We start from the raw sequence: 26,026 nt of genomic DNA on the forward strand, positions 1-26,026 counted from the left end.
GCAAGAACCCAAGACTACGGCCTGACAAGAAAACGCGAACCTGGGCAGGACCACCTTTGCCGTCCGCCCAAGGACGCGCCTTTCTTTTGGTTACTTTTCTTTGGAAGACAAAGAAAAGTGACCGCCGCCCCGCGCAGGGGCGACGCTAATAGACCGTTAGCAAAACAGGTTCAACGACAGAGCGTGGATAACGAACAAAAACCCCACGCCCCCGCGAGCCCCCCCGCTCATCAAAGAATGATGCGACGGAAATCGGCGAGCAACGCACCGAGATACGCATTGAACCGCGCGGCTTCGGCGCCATCGATCACACGATGGTCATACGACAGCGACAGCGGCAGCGTGAGCCGCGGCACGAATTGCTTGCCGTCCCACACCGGCTTCATCTGCCCGCGCGACAACCCGAGGATCGCCACTTCCGGCGCGTTGATGATCGGCGTGAAGTTCGTGCCGCCGATCCCGCCGAGCGACGAGATCGAGAAGCAACCGCCCTGCATCTGGTCCGGCTTCAGCTTGCCGTCGCGTGCGGCCTTCGACAGCTCGGCCATTTCCTTCGCGATGTCGACGAGACCCTTCTTGTCCGCATCGCGGATCACCGGCACGACGAGACCGTTCGGCGTGTCCGCGGCAAAACCGATGTGGTAGTACTGCTTGAACACCAGGTTGTCGCCGTCGAGGCTCGCGTTGAACGTCGGGAATTTCTTCAGCGCAGCGACGACCGCCTTGATCACGAACGCGAGCATCGTGAACTTCACGCCTGCCTTCTCGTGTTCCTTGTTCAGTTGCACGCGCAGCGCTTCGAGCTCGGTGATGTCCGCTTCGTCGTTGTTCGTGACGTGCGGGATCATCACCCAGTTGCGATGCAGGTTCGCGCCCGAGATCTTCTTGATGCGCGACAGCGGCTTCGCTTCGAACGGGCCGAACTTCGAGAAGTCGACCTTCGGCCACGGCAGCAGGTTCAGCTCGCCGCCGCCTGCCGGCGCGGCTGCCGCGCTCGGTGCTGCGCGCTGGCCGGTCATCACGCCCTTCACGAAGCTCGTGACGTCTTCCTTCGTAATGCGGCCCTTCGGACCCGAACCCTGCACGCGTGCGACTTCGACGCCGAGCTCACGTGCGAACTTGCGCACCGACGGCGACGCGTGGCTCGCGCGGTATTCGCCCGATGGTGCAGCGGCCGGCGCCGGTGCAGCAGCAGCCGGGGCCGGGGCGGCCTTCGCGGGTGCGGCGGCAGGTGCCGGCGCCGGAGCGGCAGCGGCCGGCGCCGGTGCGCTCGCCTGCGGTGCGGCAGCAGCGGCGCCTGCGGCTTCGAGCAGCACGATCAGCGTGCCTTCCGACACCGAATCGCCCACCTTCACCTTGATTTCCTTCACGACGCCGGCGGCCGGGCTCGGCACGTCCATCGTCGCCTTGTCCGACTCGAGCGTGACGAGCGACTGCTCCTTCTCGACCGTGTCGCCGACCTTCACGCCGATCTCGATCACCGGCACATCCTTGTAGTCGCCGATGTCGGGAACCTTCACTTCGAGCGTGCCGCCGGCTGCTGCCGGTGCGGCCGCCGGTGCTGCAGCGGCCGGTGCCGGCGCTGCCGCCGGAGCAGCAGCAGGCGCGGCCGCGCCGTTCGCCTGCGCCGCGGCGCCGCCTTCGAGCAGGATGATCAGCGAGCCTTCCGACACGGAATCGCCCACCTTGACCTTGATTTCCTTCACGACGCCGCCGACCGGGCTCGGCACGTCCATCGTCGCCTTGTCCGACTCGAGCGTGACGAGCGACTGCTCCGGTTCGACGGTATCGCCGACCTTCACGCCGATCTCGATCACCGGCACATCCTTGTAATCGCCGATATCCGGCACCTTCACTTCGATCGCTTGACTCATCTGTTTCTGTCTCCATGGCCGCGCGCGCCCCTCGCGGAGGCGGCGCGCGGCATCACACGGCGTGTGCGTTAAACGGTCATCGGGTTGGGCTTCGACGGATCGAGGTTGTACTTGGCGATCGCATCGGCGACCACCTTGCGCTCGATCGTGCCCTCGTCGGCCAGCGCGTTGAGCGCGGCGACGGTGACCCAGTGACGGTCGACTTCGAAGAAGTGACGCAGCTTCTCGCGGGTATCCGAGCGGCCGAAGCCGTCCGTGCCCAGCACGACGAAGCGGCGATCGATCTGGCCGCGGATCTGGTCGACCAGCGCACGGACGTAGTCGGTCGATGCGATGACCGGGCCCTGCGTGTCCTTCAGGCACTTCTGCACGTGCGACAGACGACGCTCTTCGGTCGGATGGAGCAGGTTCCAGCGTTCGACCTGGTGGCCTTCACGCGCCAGCTCCGTGAAGCTCGGCACGCTCCACAGGTCGGCGGCGACGCCCCAGTCGTTCTTCAGCAGGTCGGCGGCAGCGATCACTTCGTTGAAGATCGTGCCCGCGCCGAGCAGCTGGACGCGCGGCGCCTTCGCGTCGGCGTCGGCCTTCTTGAACGCGTACATGCCCTTGATGATGTCGGCCGCCACGTGCTCGCCCTGCGGAATCGCCGGGTGCTCGTAGTTCTCGTTCATCACCGTGATGTAGTAGTACACGTCTTCCTGGTCCGCCACCATGCGGCGCAGGCCGTCCTGGACGATCACGGCGAGCTCATAGCCGAAGGTCGGGTCGTAGCTCACGCAGTTCGGCACCGATGCCGCCCACAGGAGCGAGTGACCGTCTTCGTGCTGCAGGCCTTCGCCGTTCAGCGTCGTGCGGCCCGCGGTACCGCCGAGCAGGAAGCCGCGCGAACGCATGTCGCCCGCGGCCCATGCCAGGTCGCCGATCCGCTGGAAGCCGAACATCGAGTAGAAGATGTAGAACGGCACCATGATCTCGCCGTGCGTCGAGTACGACGTCGCCGCCGCGATCCAGTCGCACATGCCGCCCGCTTCGTTGATGCCTTCCTGCAGGATCTGGCCGGTTTCCGATTCCTTGTAGAACATCAGCTGGTCGGAATCTTCCGGCACGTACTTCTGGCCCTGCTGGTTCCAGATGCCGATCTGGCGGAACAGGCCTTCCATGCCGAACGTACGCGATTCGTCCGGGACGATCGGCACGACGCGCTTGCCGAGCGCCTTGTCCTTCAGCAGGATGTTCAGGATCCGCACGAACGCCATCGTCGTCGAGATCTCGCGGCCTTCGCCCGTGCCCTTCAGCAGCGGCTCGAACGCGTCGAGCGCCGGCACCGGCAGCGACGTCGCCTTCTCGCGGCGATGCGGCAGGTAGCCGCCGAGGTCCATGCGCTGCTTGCGCATGTATTCGAGTTCCTTCGAGCCTTCCTCGAACTTCAGGTACGGTACGTCGGCGATCTGCTCGTCGGTGATCGGCAGGCGGAACTGGTCACGGAACTTCTTCAGTTGCTCGACCGGCAGCTTCTTCTGCTGGTGCGTGATGTTCATCGCCTGGCCCGACTCGCCCATCCCGTAGCCCTTGATGGTCTTCGCGAGGATGACGGTCGGCGCGCCCTTCGTGTGCGTGGCTTCGTGGAAAGCCGCGTAGATCTTGTGCGGATCGTGGCCGCCGCGGTTCAGCGCCCAGATGTCGTCGTCCGACCAGTCGGCGACGAGCGCCTTCAGTTCAGGCGTGTTGAAGAAGTGTTCGCGCACGAACGCGCCGGATTCCGACTTGTACGTCTGGTACTCGCCGTCGACGACTTCCATCATGCGGCGCATCAGCGCGCCGGACTTGTCGCGTGCGAACAGCGCATCCCAGCGGCTGCCCCAGATGACCTTGATCACGTTCCAGCCGGCACCGCGGAATTCCGATTCGAGTTCCTGGATGATCTTGCCGTTGCCGCGCACCGGGCCGTCGAGACGCTGCAGGTTGCAGTTGATCACGAACACGAGGTTGTCGAGCTTCTCGCGGCTCGCCATCCCGATCGCGCCGAGCGATTCCGGTTCGTCCGTCTCGCCGTCGCCGAGGAATGCCCACACCTTGCGGCCTTCCGTCTTCGTGATGCCGCGCGCTTCCAGGTACTTCATGAAGCGGGCCTGGTAGATCGCCATGATCGGGCCGAGGCCCATCGACACGGTCGGGAACTGCCAGAAGTCCGGCATCAGCCACGGGTGCGGGTACGACGAAATGCCGTTGCCGTCGACTTCCTGGCGGAAGTTGTCGAGCTGCTCTTCCTTCAGGCGGCCGAGCAGGAACGCGCGCGAGTAGACGCCCGGCGACGAGTGGCCCTGCACGAACACGAGATCGCCGCCGTGCTGCTCGGACGCTGCGTGCCAGAAGTGGTTGTAGCCGACGTCATAGAGCGTCGCGGCCGATGCGAACGATGCGATGTGGCCGCCGACGTTCGTGTCCTTGCCTGCGCGCAGCACCATCGCCAGCGCGTTCCAGCGCGTGTACGAACGGATGCGGTGCTCGATGTCCTGGTCGCCCGGGATCTTCGCCTGCGCAGAGACCGGGATCGTGTTGATGTACGGGGTATTCGCGGAAAACGGCAGGTGTTCGCCGTGCATGCGGGCGAATTCGATCTGCTTTTCGATCAGGTAGTGCGCGCGGCCAGTGCCCACGGAGGAGATTACGCCGTCGAGCGACTCGAGCCATTCGACGGTTTCCTGCGGGTCGTCGTCATGTTCGGCGGCGACATATTTCATCACTTCGTTCGGTACAGCGGACATTCTCGTCTCCTGGGTCCTGGAATGTGAGGATCGCTCTCATGCAGACGACGCGACGCGACCGGCTGCGGGCAAGCTCCGACGGATTGTAATGAGCGTGCGCGGGCCTGCGCAACAAAATTTTCGAATTGTGAGATCTTTTCTCGCAATACGAAATATTGCTGCGCTGCACCCATATTTCGGGGCTCTCGGGCGCGCCGCAGCTGAACAAATCCGTTTCCGTTCAACATATCCGGTATAGGTTTTCCATGTATTGCGCTGCGCTACAATCCTGCCATGTTGACCGATCGGCTTTTCGCACGCTCGGCGCGACCGTCGGGCCCGCCGGCGGAGTCGCAGCCGTCCCGTTGGCACCACGGACCGTGGTGGTCCAATTCCTATTTGCTGACGCCCCTGCTGTCGATCCTGGTGTTCCTGGTGGTGATGAGCCTCATCCTGTGGAGCCTCAACCGCCGCGAACAGCAGCAGCAGGAAGACACCCTCTTCCGTAACGTCGCGTGGGCGCAGCAGCAAATCCGCCTGTCGATGACGGGCGCGCAGGAACAGCTCCAGGCACTGTCGCGCGATCTCGCCTCCGGCCGCCTCGATCAGAACGCGTTCCAGATGGCGGTCGCGGACGTGATGCAAACGCATCCGGAAATCCTCTATCTGAACTGGTACACGTCGCCCGGCGTGCAGCGCTGGCCGACCGTGCATCCACCGCTGCTCGGCCAGCGGCTCGCGAAGCCCGGCGACGCGCAGATGCAGGACGCCGTGCGCGGCGCGTACGACGAAGCGCGCAGCACGCGCCGCCAGGCCTATTCGCCGCTGATCTACGACGACTTCGGCAACGGCTTCATCACGCTGCAGACCCCCGTGATGCGCGGCGACCGCGAGTACCTCGGCTCGATCGCCGCGGTGTTCTCGGTCGAAGGCATCCTGAAGCACGACATCCCGCAAGAATTGTCGTCGAAGTACAAGATCTCGATCACCGACGCGAACAACCGCGAGCTGTCGTCCACGTCGACGCGCCCACGCCTGCCGCGCGACTCGCACTACGACCTGCCGCTCGACCCGCCCGGCCAGGGGCTGACCGTGCGCGTGTACGCATTCCCGCAGCTCACGAACCTGACCAACAACACGCTCGTGTGGCTCGTCGCAGGCCTGTCGTGCTTCGTGCTGTGGAGCCTCTGGAGCCTGTGGAAGCACACGCGCCAGCGCTTCGAGGCGCAGCAGGCGCTGTACGCGGAAGCGTTCTTCCGCCGCGCGATGGAGAACTCGGTGCTGATCGGCATGCGCGTGCTCGACATGCACGGCCGCATCACGCACGTGAACCCTGCGTTCTGCCGGATGACGGGCTGGGACGAAACCGACCTCGTCGGCAAGGTCGCGCCGTTCCCGTACTGGCCGCGCGACGCGTACCCGGAAATGCAGCGCCAGCTCGACATGACGCTGCGCGGCAAGGCGCCGAGCTCGGGCTTCGAGCTGCGCGTGCGGCGCAAGAACGGCACGCTGTTCCATGCGCGCCTGTACGTGTCGCCGCTGATCGACAGCTCGGGCCGCCAGACCGGCTGGATGTCGTCGATGACCGACATCACCGAGCCGAAGCGCGCGCGCGAGGAACTCGCGGCCGCGCACGAGCGCTTCACGACGGTGCTCGAAAGCCTCGACGCCGCGGTGTCGGTGCTGGCCGCCGACGAAGCCGAGCTGCTGTTCGCGAACCGCTACTACCGCCACCTGTTCGGCATTCGCCCGGACGGCCATCTCGAGCTGTCGGGCGGCGGCTTCGACCGCGCGCAGGCCTCGTCCGACTCGATCGACATGGTCGACGCGTTCGCGGGCCTGCCGGCCGCCGCGCTGACGAGCAGCACGGCGGACGCGCAGGAGGTGTACGTCGAGAGCATCCAGAAGTGGTTCGAGGTGCGCCGCCAGTACATCCAGTGGGTGGACGGCCACCTCGCGCAGATGCAGATCGCGACCGACATCACGACCCGCAAGAAGGCGCAGGAACTCGCGCACCAGCAGGAAGAGAAGCTGCAGTTCACGAGCCGATTGATGACGATGGGTGAAATGGCGTCGTCGATTGCTCACGAATTGAACCAGCCGCTCGCCGCGATCAACAACTATTGCTCGGGCACGCTCGCGCTCGTGAAGAGCGGCCGCGGCACGCCGGAGACGCTGCAGCCCGCGCTGGAAAAGACCGCGCAGCAGGCGCTGCGCGCGGGGATGATCGTCAAGCGGATCCGCGAATTCGTGAAGCGCAGCGAGCCGAAGCGCCAGCCGGCTCGGGTCGCGGACATCGTCGCCGATGCGGTCGGGCTCGCCGAAATCGAGGCCAGGAAGCGCAGGATCCGGATCGTCACGGAAATCCTCGCAAGAATGCCTATTATTTATGTCGACCCCGTGCTGATCGAGCAGGTGCTCGTGAACCTGATGAAGAACGCGGCCGAGGCGATGGCCGACGTGAAGCCGGCGTCGGCGGACGGCGTGATCCGCGTCGTCGCCGACATCGAGGCGGGCTTCGTCGACATCCGCGTGATCGACCAGGGCCCGGGCGTCGACGAAGCGACCGCCGAGCGCCTGTTTGAACCGTTTTACAGCACCAAGTCCGATGGCATGGGCATGGGGCTGAATATCTGCCGTTCGATCATCGAATCGCATCGGGGGCGTCTGTGGGTGGTCAACAACGTCGAGCCGGATGGCCGCATTTCCGGCGCAACGTTCCACTGCAGCCTGCCCATTGGGGAACCCGCTGATCTCGGCCAAGGGGGGCGCGAGGCATCGGCATCACATACCGTTACGGGAGAACTATGAATAGCCCTGTCACCACCACTCAGGAAACCGTCTTTGTCGTCGACGACGACGAGGCCGTACGGGACTCGCTGCGCTGGCTGCTGGAGGCGAACGGCTATCGCGTGCAATGCTTCTCGAGCGCCGAGCAGTTCCTCGATGCCTACCAGCCTGCGCAGCAGGCCGGCCAGATCGCGTGCCTGATCCTCGACGTCCGGATGTCGGGCATGAGCGGCCTCGAACTGCAGGAGCGCCTGATTGCCGACAATGCCGCGCTGCCGATCATCTTCGTCACGGGTCACGGCGACGTGCCGATGGCCGTCTCGACGATGAAAAAGGGTGCGATGGACTTTATCGAGAAACCGTTCGACGAAGCCGAGCTGCGCAAGCTCGTCGAGCGGATGCTCGACAAGGCCCGAAGCGAAAGCAAGAGCGTCCAGGAACAGCGCGCCGCGAGCGAACGCCTGTCGAAGCTGACCGCGCGCGAGCAGCAGGTGCTCGAACGGATCATCGCGGGCCGCCTGAACAAGCAGATCGCCGACGATCTCGGCATCAGCATCAAGACGGTCGAAGCGCACCGCGCGAACATCATGGAAAAGCTCAACGTCAACACGGTGGCTGACCTGCTGCGCCTCGCGCTGTCGAAGAAGCAGGCCTGAACGGGGTTGCCGCGCGGCCCGGGCAGCCCTGCCCGGTGGGCCGCGCCACCGCCGTCGCGCGATGCGGCCTACTCGCGCGGCGGCGTTCTTCCCGGCGCGCAAGCGCCGCAGCCATGACGCTTCCCGTGCATTCGATGTCGGACGGCGGCAGGCGGACGGTATAATTCCGTGCTTTGCTGCGGTGCCCCTCGGGCGCCGCACGCCCGCATTCCAACTTCCCGGCAGGACCACCACCATGACAGCCCTCCTCATCGACGGCAACGCCCTTTCGAAGACCCTGCGCGCACAGGCCGCCGAACGCGCCGCCGCCCTGACCGCACGCGGCCACCAGCCCGGTCTCGCGGTGATCCTCGTCGGCACCAACCCGGCCAGCGAAGTCTACGTGCGCAACAAGATCAAGGCGTGCGAGGACAACGGTTTCTTCTCGCTGAAGGACGCGTACCCGGACACGCTGTCGGAAGCCGACCTGCTCGCGCACATCGACGCGCTGAACCGCGATCCGAAGATCCACGGCATCCTCGTCCAGCTGCCGCTGCCCAAGCACATCGACAGCCACAAGGTGATCGAGGCGATCGCACCGGAAAAGGACGTCGACGGCTTCCACGTCGCGAACGCCGGCGCGCTGATGACCGGCAAGCCGCTGTTCCGCCCGTGCACGCCGTACGGCGTGATGAAGATGTTCGAAGCGCACGACATCCCGCTGCAGGGCGCGAACGCGGTCGTGATCGGCCGCTCGAACATCGTCGGCAAGCCGATGGCGATGATGCTGCTCGACGCCGGCGCGACCGTGACGATCTGCCACAGCAAGACGCGCGACCTCGCCGCGCACACGCGGCAGGCCGACATCGTGGTCGCCGCGGTCGGCAAGCGCAACATCCTGACCGCCGACATGGTGAAGCCCGGCGCGACGGTGATCGACGTCGGCATGAACCGCGACGACGCGGGCAAGCTGTGCGGCGACGTCGACTTCGCGGGCGTGAAGGAAGTGGCCGGCCACATCACGCCGGTGCCGGGCGGCGTCGGCCCGATGACCATCACGATGCTGCTGATCAACACGATCGAAGCCGCCGAGCGCGCCGCCGACGCGGCTGCCTGAGCCCCTGCCCCGTTCAGCCGGCGTGCGGTTCCGCGCGCCGGCGTCTCGCCGGCCTCGCCGGCCGCACCGCGCCGCACCGCGTCCGCCGCGCCGTCAAACGCCTCCACCCTGCATTCGACCCCGCGTCAATCGCATCGTTAGAAACTAACGATTGGAAAGCGCACGATGCGCCCCAATAATGTCGATATCGGGCGCCGCATTGCCTTGCGCGCCCTACCCTTTTTCACTCCGGTTCATCCGGCAACAGACAGGGAGTCTTATGTCCGCCAGCGCCAACACCAACCCGCTGCTCGATTTCTCGGGCCTGCCCCGCTTCGGCGAGATCCGCCCGGAACACGTGACGCCCGCGCTCGACACGCTGCTCGATGACGCCAATCGCGCGGTCGAGACGGCCAGCGCGGCCGCGACGCCGGCAACCTGGGCAGCAGTCGTCGAGACGGTCGAGCACGCGACGGAGCCGCTCGGTCGCGCGTGGGGCATCGTCGGCCACCTGAACGCGGTGGCCGATACGCCCGAACTGCGGGCCGCCTATGGCGAGAACCTGCCGCGCGTGACCGAATTCTGGTCGAGCGTCGGCCAGAACCTCGCGCTGTACGAGAAGTACAAGGCGATCGCCGCAAGCGCCGAATACGCGACGCTGTCCACCGAACGCAAGAAGATCCTCGACAACGCGCTGCGCGATTTCCGCCTGTCGGGCGCCGAGCTGCCCGAGGACCAGAAGCCGCGCTTCGCCGAACTGCAGGAGCAGCAGGCCGCGCTGTCGAAGGCCTTCTCCGATCACGTGCTCGACGCGACCAACGCGTACGCGTATTTCGTGCAGGACGAGGCCGACCTCGCCGGCCTGCCCGGCGACGCGATCGAGGCCGCCCGCGAAGCCGCGCAAAAGGATGCCAAGGAAGGCTGGAAATTCACGCTGCACTTCCCGTCGTACTTCCCGGTGCTGCAATACGCGGACAACCGCGCACTGCGCGAGACGCTCTACCGCGCCTATGCAACGCGCGCGTCGGAACTCGGGCCGCAGTACGGTGACGGCAAGGCCGAATGGGACAACACGGCGATCGTCGCCGATGCGCTGAAGCTGCGCCGCGAAGAGGCGCTGATGCTCGGCTTCCGCAACTTCGCCGAAGTGTCGCTCGCTCCGAAGATGGCCGAATCGCCGCAGCAGGTGATCGCGTTCCTCGAGGATCTCGCCACGCGCGCGCGCCCGCACGCGGAGAAGGACTGGGACGAACTGCGCACGTTCGCCGCGAAGGAACTCGGCCTCGCCGAACTCGCGCCGTGGGACGTCGCGTTCGCGGCCGAAAAACTGCGCCAGCAACGCTACGCGTTCTCGGAAAACGAGGTCAAGCAGTACTTCCCGGAACCGGCCGCGCTGAAGGGCCTGTTCACCGTCACCGAGACGCTGTTCGGCGTGCAGATCAAGCCGGACGACGCGCCGGTGTGGCACAAGGACGTGCGTTTCTTCCGCGTCGAGAACCGCGACGGCTCGCTCGTCGCACAGTTCTATCTCGACCTGTACGCGCGCGAAGGCAAGCGCGGCGGCGCATGGATGGACGACGCGCGTTCGCGTGCGAAGCGCGGCAGCAGCGTGCAGACGCCGGTCGCCTATCTCACCTGCAACTTCTCGGCGCCGGTCGGCGGCAAGCCCGCGTGCTTCACGCACGACGAAGTCATCACGCTGTTCCATGAATTCGGCCACGGGCTGCACCACATGCTCACGCGCGTCGACGAACTCGGCGTGTCGGGCATCAACGGTGTCGAATGGGATGCCGTCGAGCTGCCGTCGCAGTTCATGGAAAACTTCTGCTGGGAATGGGACGTGCTGTCGTCGATGTCGTCGCACGTCGACACGGGCGCCGCGCTGCCGCGCGAGCTGTTCGACAAGATGATCGCGGCGAAGAACTTCCAGAGCGGGCTCGGCACGCTGCGCCAGATCGTGTTCTCGATGTTCGACATGCTGCTGCACGTCGACTTCGACCCGGCGGGCGCCACCGGCGTGACCGCATTCGCGCGCGAGATCAACGAGCGCTATCACGTGATCCCGCAAGCCGCGTTCTCGCGCTGGCCGAACACGTTCAGCCATATCTTCGCGGGCGGCTACGCGGCCGGCTACTACAGCTACAAGTGGGCCGAGGTGCTGTCGGCCGATGCGTACGCGGCGTTCGAGGAAGCGGCCGCCGCAAGCGGCAGCGTGCTCGATGCGGCGACCGGCACGCGCTATCGCCGCGAAATCCTCGAGGTCGGCGGCAGCCGCCCGGCGATGGATTCGTTCAAGGCGTTCCGCGGCCGCGAGCCGCAGATCGATGCGCTGCTGCGTCACAACGGGATGGCGGCACCCGCGCACTGAGCGGCTCGCCAGCGCGTTCGGTTGCATGTAGCAAAGGCACCGCTTCGGCGGTGCCTTTTTTCATGGCGCGGGCGACTCGTCGTCGAACAGCGAGAACTGCCCGTGGCGCTCGGCGGTATCTTCGTCGATGCGCACGCCGACGCCGAGCAGCCGCACCGCCTGCGCCCGCCGTTGCAGCCCCTTCGCGAGCAGCGTGACGGCCGTGTCCGCATTCGTCGCATCGGCCACGCACTCGACCGTCGTGCGCTGGAAATCGGCGAAGCGGATCTTCACGTACAGCTTGCGGATCGAGCGCGCGGCGCCCGCCCGTTCGATCCGCGCGTCGAGTTGCACGACGAGGCGGCGGATTTCCTCCGCGCACTGCTCGAGCGTCGTCAGGTCGGTCACGTAGGTCGTCTCGACGCTGACCGACTTGCGCTCCTGGTCGGACTGCACGCGCCGCTCGTCGATCCCGCGCGACAGTTCGTACAAGCGTCGCCCGAACGCGCCGAATTCGCGGTGCAGGTCGATCAGCGGCCAGTCGCGCAACTGCGCGCAGGTCTGGATGCCGAGCCGGTCGAGCCGAGTGGCCGTCACCTTGCCGACGCCGTGCAGCTTGCGCACCGGCAGCGCCGCGACGAACGCGTCGATCTCGTGCGGCCGCACGACGAACAGCCCGTCGGGCTTGTTCCAGTCGGACGCGATCTTCGCGATGAACTTGTTCGGCGCGACGCCGGCCGACACGGTCACGCCGACCGTGTCGAACACGCGCTGGCGGATCTCCCGCGCAATCAGCGTGGCACTCCCCTGGCAGCGCTCCGACCCGCTGACGTCGAGGTACGCCTCGTCGAGCGACAGCGGCTCGACGTCGGGCGTGTAGTCGCGATAGATCGCCATGATCTGCCGCGACGCCGCGCGATACTTGTCCATCGCGGTCGGCAGGATCAGCAGGTCCGGGCACTTGCGCATCGCCAGCGCCGACGACATCGCCGAATGCACGCCATAGCGCCGCGCCTCGTAGTTGCAGGTCGCGATCACGCCACGCTGGTCGGGCCGGCCGCCGACCGCGAGCGGCCGGTTGCGCAGCGACGGGTCGTCGCGCATCTCGACCGACGCGTAGAAGCAGTCGCAGTCGCAGTGAATGATCTTGCGCATGCGCGGCGGCGCATCGCCCGGCGGCGGCGCGGGCGGATCGGCAGGCGGAATGATGGTCGGGTTCACGGTGCCGATACTGTACAAAAACACAGTGCCGGATTCAACTGTAGCGTGCGGCCGGGCCCGGCGGCGCCGTACCGGCCCGCTTTGCGCGGATCGTACCGGCCGGGCACGGACAGCCGCGCCTATACTCGTCTGCCGCAAGACACGAAACGCAAAGGTGACGGATGAAGACGATCGGACTGATCGGCGGGATGAGCTGGGAATCGTCGGCCGAGTACTACCGGATGATCAACCGGCACTCGAAGGCATTGCACGGCGGGCATCACAACGCGAAGAGCGTGCTGGTCACGGTCGATTTCGCGGAGATCGAAGCGCTGCAGCGCACGCACGACTGGGCCGCGCTCGGCGAACGGATGGCCGACGCCGCACGACAGCTCGAAGCGGCCGGCGCGGATCTGGTCGTGCTGACCACCAATACGATGCATCGCGTCTGCGATGCGATCGAAGCCGCGGTGAAGTTGCCGTTCCTGCATATCGCCGATCCAACCGGCACTGCACTGCGCGATGCCGGCGTCGAGCGCGTCGCGCTGCTCGGCACGCGCTACACGATGGAGCTGCCGTTCTACGCGGAGCGGCTGCGCGGGAAGTTCGGGATGGAGGTGCTCGTGCCGGACGAACGCGGGCGCGGCGACGTGCACCGGATCATCTACGACGAGCTGTGCCACGGCATCGTCTCGCCGGAATCGCGTGCGACGTACGTGGCGATCATCGAGGAACTGGCCCGGCGCGGTGCGCAGGCCGTGATCCTCGGCTGCACGGAGATCACGCTGCTGATCGGCGCGGACGATTCGCCGCTGCCGGTGTTCGATACGACCGCGCTGCATGCGAAGGCGGCGGTCGAGTGGGCGGCGCGCTGATCGCTGCCGCGCGGAAAACAAAAAACCCGGCACGGGGGCCGGGTTCCTGTCGACGAAGCGCGCATCGGTCACTTGCGCTGCACATCGTCTGGTGTGCTTGGTTGCGGGGGTAGGATTTGAACCTACGACCTTCGGGTTATGAGCCCGACGAGCTGCCAGACTGCTCCACCCCGCGTCAGAGAAATAAATTATAGGGTGAGGAAGTACTCACGTCAATACCTTTGTCACAATTTCTTCCCGATTCATCGAAACGACCGCGCGCGGCGCCTTCCCCGCCCCGCACGAAGCGCGCGTTCGCGCCGCGTGCTCGCGGTAAGATGGCGGCCTTCGTATTCACCCCGCACGCACACTCCCGTTCATGAAAATCGCCACCTGGAACGTCAACTCGCTCAACGTCCGCAAGCAGCACGTGCTCGACTGGCTCGCGCAAAGCGGAACCGACGTGCTGTGCCTGCAGGAACTGAAGCTGCCGGACGAGAAATTCCCGCGCGCCGATCTCGAGGCGGTCGGCTACCGCAGCTGGTTCACCGGCCAGAAGACCTACAACGGCGTCGCGATCCTCGCGCGCGACACGCTCGCCGTCGACGAATCGGACATCGTGCGCAACATCCCCGGTTTCGACGATCCGCAGCAGCGCGTGGTCGCCGCGACGGTCGACGGCATCCGCATCGTGTCCGCGTATTTCCCGAACGGCCAGGCGCCCGACTCCGACAAGTTCGTCTACAAGATGCAATGGCTCGATGCGCTGCAGGCATGGCTGCGCACCGAGCTGCAGCGCTACCCGAAGCTCGCGCTGCTCGGCGACTACAACATCGCGCCGGAAGACCGCGACGTGCACGACCCGGCGAAATGGGAAGGCCAGAACCTCGTGTCGCCGCAGGAGCGCGCCCACTTCGCGCAACTGATCGAGCTCGGCTTCGTCGATGCGTTCCGCCGCTTCGAACAGCCGGAGAAAACCTTCACGTGGTGGGACTACCGGATGATGGCGTTCCGCCGCAACGCGGGGCTGCGCATCGACCACGTGCTGCTGTCGCCGGCGCTGGCCGAAACCTGCACGTCGTGCGAAGTCGATCGCACGCCGCGCACGTGGGAGCAGCCGTCCGACCACACGCCCGTCGTCGCGGTCGTCGGCTGATCTCCCGCGCAGCCCGCGCGCGTTCAGCGCCGCGCGGGCGCCGGCCCGAGATGGGCCCACAGGAACCCGAATTCGGCCGCATCGGCCTCCGCGCGTTCCAGATCGTCGGCGCTGCCGTGGCCGCCGTCGGTGTTCTCCCAGTACCACACCCGTTCATGACCGAGCGCGTGCATGCGCGCAGCCATCTTGCGCGCATGCGCGGGATGCACGCGGTCGTCGCGCGTCGACGTCGTCAGCAGCAGCGGCGGATACGCGACGCTTTCGCGCACGCGGTGATACGGCGAGTACGCGGCCAGCGCCGCCCCTTCGTGCGGATCGTCCGGGTCGCCGTATTCGTCGAGCCATGCGGCACCTGCGTGCAGCTTCGGATAGCGCCGCATGTCGAGCAGCGGCACACGGCAGAGCACCGCGCCGAACAACTCCGGCCGCTGCACCATGCACGCGGCGACCAGCAGCCCGCCGTTGCTGCCGCCCTCGATGCCGAGTTGCGCGGCGGTCGTCACGCCGGTCGCGGCCAGATCCTCGGCCACCGCGATGAAATCGTCGAACGAACGCTGGCGGTGTTCGCGTTGCGCATCGACGTGCCAGCGCGGCCCGAACTCGCCGCCGCCGCGGATGTGCGCGAACGCCATCACGCCGCCGCGCTCGAGCCACCCGATACCGAACGCATCGCTGTAGCCCGGCAGGTTCGGAATCGCGAAGCCGCCATAGCCCGACAGCAGGCACGGCCGCGCGACACGCGTGGCGCCGTCGGCCACGTCGAGTGCATCGCGCGGCCCGATCAGCGTGTACGGCACGATCGTGCCGTCTTGCGAGCGTGCGCTCGCGCGGCGCACGACAAGCCCGGCCGCATCGAACTGCACCGGCGGCCGGTCGAGCAGCACGCGGCGCGACGGCGCATCGTCCGCGCGATCCGCAAGATCGGCCAGCCAGCATTCGGGCGGATCGAGACAGGTGTCGACGTCCACGTAAATCTCGTCGTTCAGCGTCGACTCGACGGGCTCGACGTCGATCTGCGCATCGCCCGGCCCCGGCCACTCGAACGGCCGCGCATCCCACGTCCACGTACCGTCGTCGGCCTGGCTCGGCTGCCACAGCATCGTGCGGTTGTGCACGTCGTCGAGCCAGCTCGCGATCAGCGTCGTGCGCGTGTGCGTCCACGTGCACGCGGACGTCGACGGTTGCGGCGCGAACAGCGTCGTGAATTCGCGCGACCCGGCGAGGAACGCCTGCTCGCGGATCGCGAGCAGCGAACCGCCCGCATGGCGTACGCCGTCACACTCCCAGTCGAGGCGCGGCTCCAGCATGAGCCAGCCTTCCCAGAACCCGACCTCGACATGGGTCGGCACGTCGTAGCGCACCCACTCGCCCGCCTCCGTCAGGCGGTACGCATGGGCGTCGAAGAAATCGACGCTGCGCCACGCGACGTGACGGTTGTCGATCGGATCGAATCCCGCCCCCGCGCTGATGTCGTCGGGTTCGCCGCGGAAGACGACGGGCGCATCGGCCAGCGCCGTGCCACGCACCCAGCGCCGCGCTTCATACGGATAGCCGGCCGCGGTCGCATGCGCTTCGCCGCGATCCCAGCTCACGTAGACGGTATCGCGATCGATCCAGCCGACCGTGTGATGCCCCGGCTCGTCGATCGTGAAACCGCCGTCGACGAAACGGCGTTCGACGAGATCGAATTCGCGCACGACGACCGCGTCGGCACCGCCCGGCGATAGCGACAGCAGCGCACGATCGCCGTCCGGGTACAGGATCGCGTCCTGCTCGAACACCCACGACTCGCCCTCCTCCGCACCGAGCGCGTCGACGTCGAGCAGCGTTTCCCACACCGGTTTTCCCGCGCGCCAGTCGTCCCAGCGCGTGCGGCGCCACAGCCCCTTCGGATGAAGGTCGTCCTGCCACAGGTCGTAGGCCCAGTCGCGCCAGCGGGTCGGAATCACCGGGCGCTCGCGCGGCAGGTACGCTTTGGCGAGGCGCGCGGTCAGCGCGCGATACGCGTCGTCGTCACGCAGCGCGGCGCGCGTGCGCGCATTCTGCTCGTCGACCCACGTGCGGGCGCGCTTGCTGTCGAGCGCTTCGAGGAAACGGAACGGGTCGGCCCCGGCGGGCCAGCGGAAGGAATCGGACATTGAGAATGGGCGGAATGGCAAACGGCATGCAAACCGCGATTATGTCCGATCGCGGCATGCGCGATGCCCGCGCATGCCGCGAATCGTGCTCAGGGCTCCAGATGGAGTTCCTGGATCTTGCGCGTGATCGTGTTGCGGCCGATGCCGAGCCGCTCTGCGGCCTCGACCTTGCGGCCGCGCGTGAAGTCGAGCGCCTCGCGGATCACGGCCGCCTCGAAGCGGCGTGCGAGTTCGTCCATCACGTCGGCCGAGTTCTCGCGCAACAGCCGTGCGACTTCGGTACGCAAGCCATGCTCCCAGACCGGATAGCCAGCCGGCGCGCCCCCGTTCGGCGCGGCCGCGACGGGCGCGGACACCGCCGGCAGCGCACCGATCGCCGGTTGCGCGAGCGCAGCCTCGCCACCGTTGCCGTGCGCATCCGCACCGTCGCCCGCCGCAGCGACCGGCGCACCGGCCGGCACGAGGTCGGGCGGCAGGTCCTTGATTTCGACCGTCTGCGCGGGCGCCATCACGGTCAGCCAGTTCGCGAGGTTCTCGAGCTGGCGCACGTTGCCGGGAAACGCCAGCGACGTCAGGTAAGCCAGCGCTTCGTCGGACACGCGCTTCGGCTCGACGCCGAGATCGCGCGCGCTCTTCTGCAGGAAGTGGCGCGTGAGCAGCGCGATGTCCTCGCTGCGCTCGCGCAGCGGCGGCAGGCGCAGCCGGATCACGTTGAGCCGGTGGTAAAGGTCCTCGCGGAACAGCCCCTGCCGCACGCGCGATTCGAGATTCTGGTGCGTCGCAGCGATTACGCGCACGTTCGCGCGCAGCGGGTTGTGGCCACCGACCCGATAGAACTGCCCGTCCGACAGCACGCGCAACAGGCGCGTCTGCAGGTCGAACGGCATGTCGCCGATTTCGTCGAGGAACAGCGTGCCGTTCTCGGCCTGCTCGAAGCGGCCCTGCCGCGTCGTCTGCGCGCCGGTGAACGCGCCGCGCTCGTGGCCGAACAGCTCGGATTCGAGCAGGTCCTTCGGAATCGCCGCGGTGTTCAGCGCGATGAACGGCCCGTTCGCACGCGGGCTGTGACGGTGCAGCGCACGCGCGACGAGCTCCTTGCCGGTGCCCGATTCGCCAGTGATCAGCACGGTCGCGGCCGAGTGCGACAGGCGGCCGATCGCGCGGAACATGTCCTGCATCGCGGGCGCCTGGCCGAGCATCTCGGGCGCCTCGGCCACGCGCTCGTCCTGCGGCGCGCCGCCGCGCAGGCTTTCTTCCACCGCGCGACGGATCAGCTCGACCGCCTTGTCGACGTCGAACGGCTTCGCGAGATATTCGAACGCGCCGCCCTGGAACGCCGCGACGGCGCTGTCGAGATCGGAGAACGCCGTCATGATGATGACGGGCAGGCCCGGCAGGCGCTCGTGCATCGCCTGCAGCAACTCGAGGCCCGAGCCGCCCGGCATCCGGATGTCGGATACGAGCACCTGCGGGGTCTCGTGGTCGAGCGCGGCCAGCGCGTCACGCACGTTCGCGAAGCTCTTCGTCGCGAAGCTGTCCCGGGCGAGCGCCTTTTCGAGCACCCAGCGGATCGATTGGTCGTCGTCTACTATCCAGATCGGCTTCATAGGTCGGTCAGATATGGGTAAATCCGGTGAATCGCCATGCCGCCGCTCAATGGTCGAGCGGCAGCAGGATCTGAAATTCGGTACGTCCGGGCCGGCTTTCGACCTCGATCATCCCGTCATGCTGCTGCACGAACGTCTGCGCGAGCGTGAGGCCGAGGCCGCTGCCGTCGTCGCGCCCGGACACGAGCGGGTAGAAGATCCGGTCGCGGATTTCCTCCGGAATGCCGGGCCCGTTGTCGATCACGTGCAAGTCCAGTGCCAGCCGGTACAGTCGCTTCGCGATCGTCACCTTGCGCGCGATGCGCGTGCGCAGCTCGATCTTCGCGTCACCCTGCGCGATGCGTTCGCGCAGCGCCTGCGCGGCGTTGCGCACGATGTTGAGCAGCGCCTGGATCAGTTGCTCCTTGTCGCCGCGCAGGTCCGGCACGCTCACGTCGTAGTCGCGCTCGATCGTGAGCCCGCGCGGGAATTCCGCGAGCATCACCGCGCGCACGCGTTCGCATACTTCATGAATGTTCACGTCGCCGACGATGTGCGGGTGCCGATGCGGCTCCAGCAACCGGTCGACGAGCGTCTGCAGGCGGTCGGACTCCTTGATGATCACCTGCGTGTATTCGCGCAACTCGCCGCGCTCGCGCTCGCCGAGCTCGAATTCGAGCAGCTGGGCTGCGCCGCGAATGCCGCCGAGCGGGTTCTTGATCTCGTGCGCGAGGTTGCGGATCAGTTGCTTGTTGACCGCGGTCAGGTCGTGGATGCGTTCCTCGCGATCGGTGCGCGACTGCCGCTCGTTCTCGAACAGCTCGACGAGCACGAAATCGGGCGCGGTCTCGAGAAAGCCGACGATCGCATGCACATGCAGCGGTTCGCGGCCGGGCCGGTCGAGCACGGTATCGAGGTGCGTCGCGTGAAAGCGTTCCTCGCCGATCGCGGTGATCGTCGATGCCAGCTCGTTCGCATTCGGAAAAATCTCGCCCCACGGCCGCTGCGCGAGCTGCCGGCGCGAGATGTCGAGCATCGCCTCCGCAGACGGATTCGCGAACGCGATCCGCAGCGTCTTGCGATCGAGCACGATCACGACCGTCGGCAGCGCTTCCAGCCCCGCCAGCAGGCCCGAGCGGGCGAGCCGCTCGTCGTCCGTCAGTCGCTCGGGCTGCCCCGTTTTCGCCTTGATCAGATTCTTCAGAACCATCTGCGTGCTTGTCGCGCCTCAACGGGCCAGAAAAGGAAAAATCACCGGAACAAAAAAGGGACGGCTCGACGCCGCCCCTTTCAGACTCCGCCGTTCCCGCCGCAGGCCGCGCGACGGGAACGAACCGGCATGACGGCGCTGAATCGAAGCGCCATCGCCGATTAGAGCGAGTAGTACATCTCGAACTCGATCGGGTGCGTCGTCATGCGGAACTTCGCCAGCTCCTGCTCCTTCAGCGCGAGGTACGCGTCGAGCATGCCGTCCGTGAACACGCCGCCACGGGTCAGGAACTCGCGATCCTTGTCGAGCGCTTCGATTGCCTGGTCGAGGCCCGCGCAGACGGTCGGGATCTTTGCATCCTCTTCCGGCGGCAGGTCGTACAGGTTCTTGTCCGCGGCTTCGCCCGGATGGATCTTGTTCTGGATCCCGTCGAGGCCGGCCATCATCAGTGCCGAGAACAGCAGGTACGGGTTCGCCATCGGATCCGGGAAGCGCGTTTCGATACGGCGGCCCTTCGGGTTCGACACGTGCGGAATGCGGATCGATGCCGAACGGTTGCGTGCCGAGTAGGCGAGCTTGACCGGTGCTTCGAAGTGCGGGACCAGACGCTTGTACGAGTTCGTCGTCGGGTTCGTGATCGCGTTCAGGGCACGGGCGTGCTTGATGATGCCGCCGATGTAGAACAGCGCCAGTTCCGACAGGCCGGCGTAGCCGTTGCCCGCGAACAGGTTCTGGCCGTCCTTCCAGATCGACTGGTGAACGTGCATGCCCGAACCGTTGTCGCCGACGACCGGCTTCGGCATGAAGGTTGCCGTCTTGCCGTACGAGTGCGCGACGTTATGGATGATGTACTTCGACCATTGCGTCCAGTCGGCGCGCTGAACCAGCGTCGAGAACTTCGTGCCGATTTCGTTCTGGCCCTGGCCCGCCACTTCGTGGTGGTGCACTTCGACCGGGATGCCGAGCTGCTCGAGCAGCAGGCACATTTCCGAACGCATGTCCTGGAACGTGTCGACCGGCGCGACCGGGAAGTAGCCGCCCTTCGTGCCCGGACGGTGGCCCGTGTTGCCGCCTTCGAATTCCTTGCCGGCCGACCACGGTGCTTCTTCCGAGTTGATCTTCACGAAGCAGCCCGACATGTCCGTGTTCCACTGGACCGAGTCGAAAATGAAGAATTCCGGTTCCGGACCGAAGTAGGCCGTGTCGCCGATGCCCGTGCTCTTCAGGTACGCTTCCGCGCGCTTCGCGAGCGAACGCGGATCGCGCTCGTAGCCCTTGCCGTCGGCCGGCTCGACCACGTCGCAGGTCAGCACCAGGGTCGACTCTTCATAGAACGGGTCGATGAAGGCAGCGGTCGGGTCCGGCATGAGCAGCATGTCCGACGCCTCGATGCCCTTCCAGCCCGCGATCGACGAGCCGTCGAATGCATGGCCGCTTTCGAACTTGTCTTCGTCAAACGCCGAAACCGGCACCGACACGTGCTGTTCCTTGCCGCGCGTATCCGTGAAGCGGAAATCGACAAACTTGACGTCCTCGTCCTTCACGAGCTGCATGACGTCGGCGACGGTTTTACTCATAACCTCTTCTCCTGATTGAACAATTCCGGCGGACTGGGAACCGCCTCGTTTATCGAGCTGACCGGGGTCTTGCTTTGGCGCAGCGCGCCCCGATTCGACCGAATTCTATAAAGCAGCTTCCGTGCCACCTATGCGCGAGAGGGGCGCGAATCGCGCCGGCGCTCGTCGCGACGGGGCTGTGCTGCGCAATTCCGGGGCTCCGCCGCGCACCGCCCCCAAACCGAAAGCACCGATATGGTGCAATCATCGCGGTGCGCCCTACTCGCCGAATCATCTTGGTGCATGCGCGTCATTCTGCACTCTTTTGGTGAGCGCGTGTGGGGGCGCGCACTGTCCCCCTACGCGGACATCCGTGCCGCGGCGCCGCGCTAGAATGTTCGTTTGACCGATAGGAGACTCCCTGCCATGAGTACGCTCGACCAGCTTTACGCGAAGGCCGACGAACGCCGCGCACAAGCCGCGCTCAACTACGCCGGGGCGCTGCTGCCGGCCGAGGCCTTCGAACTGCTGCAGCTCGATCCGTCGGCGCGCCTCGTCGACGTGCGCACCCGCGCCGAACTCGACTGGATCGGCCGCCCGCTCGTCGGCGACGGCCAGTACCTGCACCTCGAATGGACGCGCTACCCGGGCGGCGTGCCGAACGCCGAATTCATCAACGAGCTGAAGGCGGCCCTCCCGGCCGATACGCCCATCCTGTTCCTGTGCCGCAGCGCCGCGCGCTCGAAGCTCGCCGCGATCGCCTCCACGCAGGCCGGCTTCACGAAGGCCTTCGACCTGCTCGAAGGCTTCGAGGGCGCGAAGGACGCCGAGGGCCACCGCAAGACGATCGAAGGCTGGTGCTTCCGGAAACTGCCGTGGATCGGCGCCTGACGGCACGCCGCTCCCGCCGGTTGCGACGACCCCATCGTCGAGCCGGGCGATGACATGCCGATGACGGGCCGCGTTGCGCGGCCCGTGGTTTTTGTGTGCCGGGTCGAGAGGCCGCTCAGGCGCGCGGCGTGTCGGGTTCGACGACGTCGCCGCCGAGCAAGTGCACGCCCTCACGCAGCTTCACGTACGCAGCCGCGACCGCTTCCGGCTCGCCCTTCACGCCGAGGTCGATGTGACGGCGCGCGTAGATCCCGCCGCGCTCCGCATCGCCGACGCTCGGCAGGCTGAACACGCGCACGCCCGGGAAATCGCGCTCGATGCGCTCCATCAGCGGCGTGAGTGTCGATTCCGGCAGTTCGAACACGTACAGCGAGCGCTCGGCGTGCGGCGTCGCGTGATGCAGGTGCGCGTACTTCGTGTCGAGCACCCATTCGATCATCGGCCACGCCATCACCGGGAAGCCCGGCACGAAGTGCAGGTCGCCGACCGAGAAGCCGGGAATCCGGTTGTAGCCGTTCGGGATGATCGTCGCGCCCACCGGAAACACGCCCATGTTGAAGCGGTGCTGGTTCTCCGGCGACTCGAAATCGACCGGCGTGGCCGGATCGGTATGCGTTTCGCGGATCCGCTCCGAAATCAGCACCTTCGCTTCCGGATGCAGCTCGAGCGGCACGCCGAGCGCGGCGGCCGCGCACTGGCGCGTGTGGTCGTCCGGCGTCGCGCCGATGCCGCCCGTCGAGAACACGATGTCGCCCGACGCGATCGCGCGGGCGAGGGTCGCCGTGATGCGCGCCGGATCGTCCCCGACGTATTCGGCCCAGTCGAGCGTGAGGCCGCGCGCGGCGAGCAGCTCGATGACCTTCGCCAGATGCTTGTCCTGCCGGCGGCCCGAAAGGATTTCGTCGCCGATGATGATGATGCCGATGCTCATGCCTGCCCCATGTCGATTGCGGTGGCGCGCGAACTCGCACGCAAGTCCTCCAGCGCGCGCAGGCAATAGTGCCCGAACCACAGCGCCGAGAAGACGAGGATGAAAGCGTAAACCCAGATCATGGCCGCCGCGACGAACGGGAACAGCACCATCATCCAGACCGACGATACCCATACGAAGGTCGGCACGGTGCCGAGCAGCCCGGTCGCGACGCCGATGCCGATCAGCGGCCAGCGGTGCCGCCGCACGAGCGCCCGGCGCTCGTCGCGGCTCGCGTGCAGCGCGAGCGCGTCGTAGGTCATCACGCGGTAGGTGAGCCAGCCCCAGATCACCGGCGGCAGCAGCGCGAAGAACGGCGGAATCAGCCACAGCGGGATCGTGACGACCAGCACGACGACGCCGGCCAGTGCCGCCCCCAGCGAATTGAACACGCTGCCGAAGAAGGTGCCGCCCCGCTTCGCCTCGAGCGCCGCGAACTGCCGGTTCGCGAGGTGCTTGATCACGACCGGCATCGAAATCGTCGCGATCAGCAGCAGCACGGTCAGCACGATCAGCGGAATCGCGAGCGACACGACCACGAACGGCGCGACGACCGCATGCAGCTGCGACATGCCGATCGCGTCGAACGCACGGTACAGCATGGCCGTCAGCACGAAGCCGTCGAGCGCGCCGCGTGCGAGGTCCAGCAGCGACTGCCACGAGAACCACAGCACGACGCCCCACAGGACGGCCGAGACGAGAAACGGCATCAGGGTGAGCCACAGCATGCGCGGATGCAGTGCGCTCGCCAATGCGCGGACGAAGGAACGCAGCAAGTCGTTCATGCGAGCCTGTATTGACGGAGAAAAACGGGGAAAGGATAAACCACGCGGCCCGCATGCGCCAAAGCACATGCGGGCCGCGTGGGAGAGCCGCTCAACGTGGGAATGGCCGGGTCAGGCCGATGCCGCGCCGCGCTTGGCGGGGAACAGGCGCCGGAAGATCCGCACGAACGCGAGGCCGTGCTGCGCCCAGAAGCCTTCGCCGTAGGACACGCCCTCGACCTGGTCGCGGATGCCGGTCGGCTCGACCGTGCGGTTCCACGACGCGGTGCCGAACATCATGTCCCACCACGGAAACAGCACGCCGAAGTTGCAGCCGTACTTCGTGCCTTCGTGGCCATAGCCGACCGCGTGGTGGCGGCGATGGAAGATCGGGCTCACGAACAGGCGCTCGCCGAGCCAGCCGAACGACAGCCGCGCATTCGTGTGCTGAATGCTCTGCATGAAGTTCGTGAACGCGGTCAGCACGACGAACTGCGACGGCGTCACGCCGATCACGAGCGCGATCGCCGCGAAGAAGCACGACTGGATCACGTCGTCGAGCACGTGGTTGCGGTCGTCGCACCACAGCGACATCTGGCGCTGGCTGTGATGCACGGCGTGCAGCTCCCACCAGATGCCGAACTTGTGCTGCCAGCGGTGATACCAGTAGCCGGCGAAATCGAGCACGACGAGATAGATCGCGAACGTGACGATCGGCTTCGAGGTCACGCCCGGCCACAGGTAGTCGAGGTTCAGGTTCGCCACGCCGTGCAGGCGCAGCCACGCCTGGAAGTTGTCGAACAGCGGCTGCAGCGCGAAGAAGAAGAACAGCGAGTAGATGCCGAGCTTCGCGATCGCCGTGTAGATCACGTCGACCCGCACGGCCCGGCGGTTCGTCCAGCGCTCGACGGGCAGCAGCGCCTCGAGCGGGCGCAGCAGCACGAACATCAGCACCATCTGCAGCGCCCCGACGATCACCCAGTACAGCGCGTCGTAGGTGTCCTCGTCATAGTCCATCAGGTTGAACTTGAACAGGAGCGGCTGCACGACGTCGACGTACAGCCAGGTCTGGATGTCCGAGACGAATGCATCGATCAGGTGCAGCATCGTTCTCCCCTGCCCGTCACGCGCCGTTCGCGGCGCGCCACGGCGCGCGATCGTAGAAATAGATGCCGTGCGGCGAGCGGCCGACGGCGATCGTCTGCACCAGCTTGCGCGACGCCAGGTCGATGATCCCGACCTTCTTCGCGAAGCGGAACGTCACCCACAGCGTCTTCTTGTCGGCGGACAGCTCCATGTCGTCCGGGCCCGGCAGCAGGCCGGTGATGTCGCCGACGTTGGTGAGCGTGTTTTCGTCGATGATGCTGATCGTGTTCGCAACCCGGTTCGTGACCGCGACGTGCGTGCCGTCGGCGAGCGAGCGGAAGTTGTGCGCGCCCTTGCCGGTGTAGATCTGCTTGACGACCTTCTGGGTGCGCCAGTCGACCACCGCGACGTAATCCGCGCCGGTCATCCCGACGAGCAGGTACTTGTCGTCCGGCGTGAGCCACAGGCCGGCCGGCACCTTGCCGACCTTCATCTTCCACTTGACCGTCTGCGTCGGCAGGTCGATCGCCGCGATCTCGCCGGAAACCTGCAGCGACACGAGCAGCGTCTTGCTGTCCTTCGTGAACGCGAGGTGGCTCGGCATCACCTCGAGCGGCACGCGCTTCACGAGCTTCAGGTCGCGACCGTCGTAGCCGTAGATGTCGACGCGGTCGAGGCGCAGGCCGGCGGCCGCGAACCACTTGCGGTCGGGCGAGAAGCCGAGCTGGTAAGGATCGTCGATCCCTTCGACGGTGCGCTGCAGCTTGCCCGTCTTCGGATCGAGGAACATCAGGCTGTTCGAGACCGAATTTGCAACGATCAGCGACGAATTGTCGGGCGTCGCCATCAGGTGGTGCGGTTCCTTGCCGGTCGGCATCGTGGCGACGACCTGGCGGGTCTGCTGGTCAATCAGGGACAGCGTCGCTTCGGCCGAATTGAGGATGATCACGTTATTCGCGTGGGCGGCGGGCGCCAGCACGGCGGCGGCCAGCGCGAGCGTGCGGCCGAGGGAAAGGAAAGTGCGCATGAAGACTCACGTCGTGGAACAACCGTCATTGTAAAACGTTCAACCGGGCCGGCCGGTTGACCGAAGCCGGCATTGCGCCACTTCGACGCACGCGGCGGCGGC

At 66.5% G+C, this 26,026-nt stretch carries 18 protein-coding genes, 1 tRNA gene and 1 pseudogene; 7 read left to right on the forward strand and 13 right to left on the reverse strand.

All coding sequences use genetic code 11. From position 1 onward, the window contains the following. Positions 1-230: 230 nt before the first annotated feature. The 3 genes and pseudogenes from aceF to CFB47_RS42110 all read right to left on the reverse strand — a co-directional run. A complete protein-coding gene (gene aceF / locus CFB47_RS12495) occupies positions 231-1,874 on the reverse strand; it encodes a dihydrolipoyllysine-residue acetyltransferase (RefSeq protein WP_089461268.1) in 1,644 nt (547 codons plus the stop codon). 68 nt (positions 1,875-1,942) lie between these two features. Beyond that, positions 1,943-4,639, reverse strand: a complete 2,697-nt coding sequence (gene aceE / locus CFB47_RS12500; RefSeq protein WP_089456476.1) for a pyruvate dehydrogenase (acetyl-transferring), homodimeric type — start codon at positions 4,637-4,639, stop codon at positions 1,943-1,945. A gap of 136 nt (positions 4,640-4,775) precedes the next feature. After that, positions 4,776-4,993, reverse strand: a pseudogene (locus tag CFB47_RS42110) (hypothetical protein); the annotation flags it as partial. Between CFB47_RS42110 and fixL the strand changes: the two are divergent. From fixL to CFB47_RS12525, 4 genes are all read left to right on the forward strand, one after another. Continuing rightward, positions 4,913-7,429 carry an oxygen sensor histidine kinase FixL gene (gene fixL, locus CFB47_RS12510; RefSeq protein ID WP_089440514.1) on the forward strand — a complete coding sequence of 839 codons (2,517 nt, stop codon included), beginning with the start codon at positions 4,913-4,915 and terminating at the stop codon, positions 7,427-7,429. The pseudogene CFB47_RS42110 and the gene fixL sit on opposite strands and share 81 nt — an antisense overlap. Further along, on the forward strand, positions 7,426-8,064 hold the full coding sequence (fixJ, locus tag CFB47_RS12515; protein ID WP_006493245.1) for an oxygen response regulator transcription factor FixJ: 639 nt from the start codon (positions 7,426-7,428) through the stop codon (positions 8,062-8,064). Before fixL ends, fixJ begins: the two co-directional genes overlap by 4 nt. A gap of 235 nt (positions 8,065-8,299) precedes the next feature. After that, a complete protein-coding gene (gene folD, locus CFB47_RS12520; protein ID WP_089456477.1) occupies positions 8,300-9,160 on the forward strand; it encodes a bifunctional methylenetetrahydrofolate dehydrogenase/methenyltetrahydrofolate cyclohydrolase FolD in 861 nt (286 codons plus the stop codon). 259 nt (positions 9,161-9,419) lie between these two features. Beyond that, on the forward strand, positions 9,420-11,507 hold the full coding sequence (locus CFB47_RS12525) for a M3 family metallopeptidase (RefSeq protein WP_089461269.1): 2,088 nt from the start codon (positions 9,420-9,422) through the stop codon (positions 11,505-11,507). Between the two features lie 60 nt (positions 11,508-11,567). Here the strand turns inward: CFB47_RS12525 and dinB are convergent, their stop codons facing one another. Continuing rightward, positions 11,568-12,731 (reverse strand): DNA polymerase IV, encoded by a 1,164-nt coding sequence (gene dinB / locus CFB47_RS12530; RefSeq protein ID WP_089461270.1) that lies wholly within the window; start codon positions 12,729-12,731, stop codon positions 11,568-11,570. 137 nt (positions 12,732-12,868) lie between these two features. Here dinB and CFB47_RS12535 point away from each other — a divergent pair, with 137 nt between their 5' ends. Further along, positions 12,869-13,561, forward strand: a complete 693-nt coding sequence (locus CFB47_RS12535) for an aspartate/glutamate racemase family protein (protein WP_089461271.1) — start codon at positions 12,869-12,871, stop codon at positions 13,559-13,561. A 98-nt stretch (positions 13,562-13,659) separates the two neighbouring features. Here CFB47_RS12535 and CFB47_RS12540 read toward each other — a convergent pair. Further along, positions 13,660-13,736, reverse strand: a tRNA-Met gene (locus tag CFB47_RS12540). A gap of 183 nt (positions 13,737-13,919) precedes the next feature. Between CFB47_RS12540 and xth the strand changes: the two genes are divergently transcribed. Next, a complete protein-coding gene (gene xth / locus CFB47_RS12545; RefSeq protein ID WP_089461272.1) occupies positions 13,920-14,696 on the forward strand; it encodes an exodeoxyribonuclease III in 777 nt (258 codons plus the stop codon). Between the two features lie 23 nt (positions 14,697-14,719). Here the strand turns inward: xth and CFB47_RS12550 are convergent, their stop codons facing one another. From CFB47_RS12550 to glnA, 4 genes are all read right to left on the reverse strand, one after another. Continuing rightward, a complete protein-coding gene (locus CFB47_RS12550) occupies positions 14,720-16,834 on the reverse strand; it encodes a prolyl oligopeptidase family protein (protein WP_089461273.1) in 2,115 nt (704 codons plus the stop codon). 89 nt (positions 16,835-16,923) lie between these two features. After that, entirely contained in the window at positions 16,924-18,441 is a 1,518-nt protein-coding gene (ntrC, locus tag CFB47_RS12555; protein ID WP_089456483.1) for a nitrogen regulation protein NR(I), read from the reverse strand. 46 nt (positions 18,442-18,487) lie between these two features. Beyond that, on the reverse strand, positions 18,488-19,630 hold the full coding sequence (gene glnL, locus CFB47_RS12560; RefSeq protein ID WP_039364809.1) for a nitrogen regulation protein NR(II): 1,143 nt from the start codon (positions 19,628-19,630) through the stop codon (positions 18,488-18,490). Positions 19,631-19,791: 161 nt separating this feature from the next. Continuing rightward, complete coding sequence (gene glnA, locus CFB47_RS12565) at positions 19,792-21,207, reverse strand: type I glutamate--ammonia ligase (protein WP_039364811.1); 1,416 nt, start codon at positions 21,205-21,207, stop codon at positions 19,792-19,794. 405 nt (positions 21,208-21,612) lie between these two features. Between glnA and CFB47_RS12570 the strand changes: the two genes are divergently transcribed. Further along, positions 21,613-22,077, forward strand: coding sequence for a rhodanese-like domain-containing protein (locus CFB47_RS12570; protein WP_089461274.1), 465 nt, complete (start codon positions 21,613-21,615; stop codon positions 22,075-22,077). Between the two features lie 115 nt (positions 22,078-22,192). Here CFB47_RS12570 and CFB47_RS12575 read toward each other — a convergent pair whose 3' ends face one another. The 4 genes from CFB47_RS12575 to CFB47_RS12590 form a co-directional block, all read right to left on the reverse strand. Further along, on the reverse strand, positions 22,193-23,008 hold the full coding sequence (locus CFB47_RS12575) for a molybdopterin-binding protein (RefSeq protein WP_089461275.1): 816 nt from the start codon (positions 23,006-23,008) through the stop codon (positions 22,193-22,195). Beyond that, complete coding sequence (locus CFB47_RS12580) at positions 23,005-23,832, reverse strand: EI24 domain-containing protein (RefSeq protein ID WP_089461276.1); 828 nt, start codon at positions 23,830-23,832, stop codon at positions 23,005-23,007. Before CFB47_RS12580 ends, CFB47_RS12575 begins: the two co-directional genes overlap by 4 nt. A 111-nt stretch (positions 23,833-23,943) precedes the next feature. Next, positions 23,944-24,918 carry a sterol desaturase family protein gene (locus CFB47_RS12585; RefSeq protein WP_047852133.1) on the reverse strand — a complete coding sequence of 325 codons (975 nt, stop codon included), beginning with the start codon at positions 24,916-24,918 and terminating at the stop codon, positions 23,944-23,946. A gap of 16 nt (positions 24,919-24,934) precedes the next feature. After that, complete coding sequence (locus tag CFB47_RS12590; RefSeq protein ID WP_089461277.1) at positions 24,935-25,924, reverse strand: beta-propeller fold lactonase family protein; 990 nt, start codon at positions 25,922-25,924, stop codon at positions 24,935-24,937. Between the last annotated feature and the right edge of the window lie 102 nt (positions 25,925-26,026).

It is taken from the genome of Burkholderia sp. AU27893, assembly GCF_002223205.1.
Taxonomy (GTDB): Bacteria; Pseudomonadota; Gammaproteobacteria; order Burkholderiales; family Burkholderiaceae; genus Burkholderia.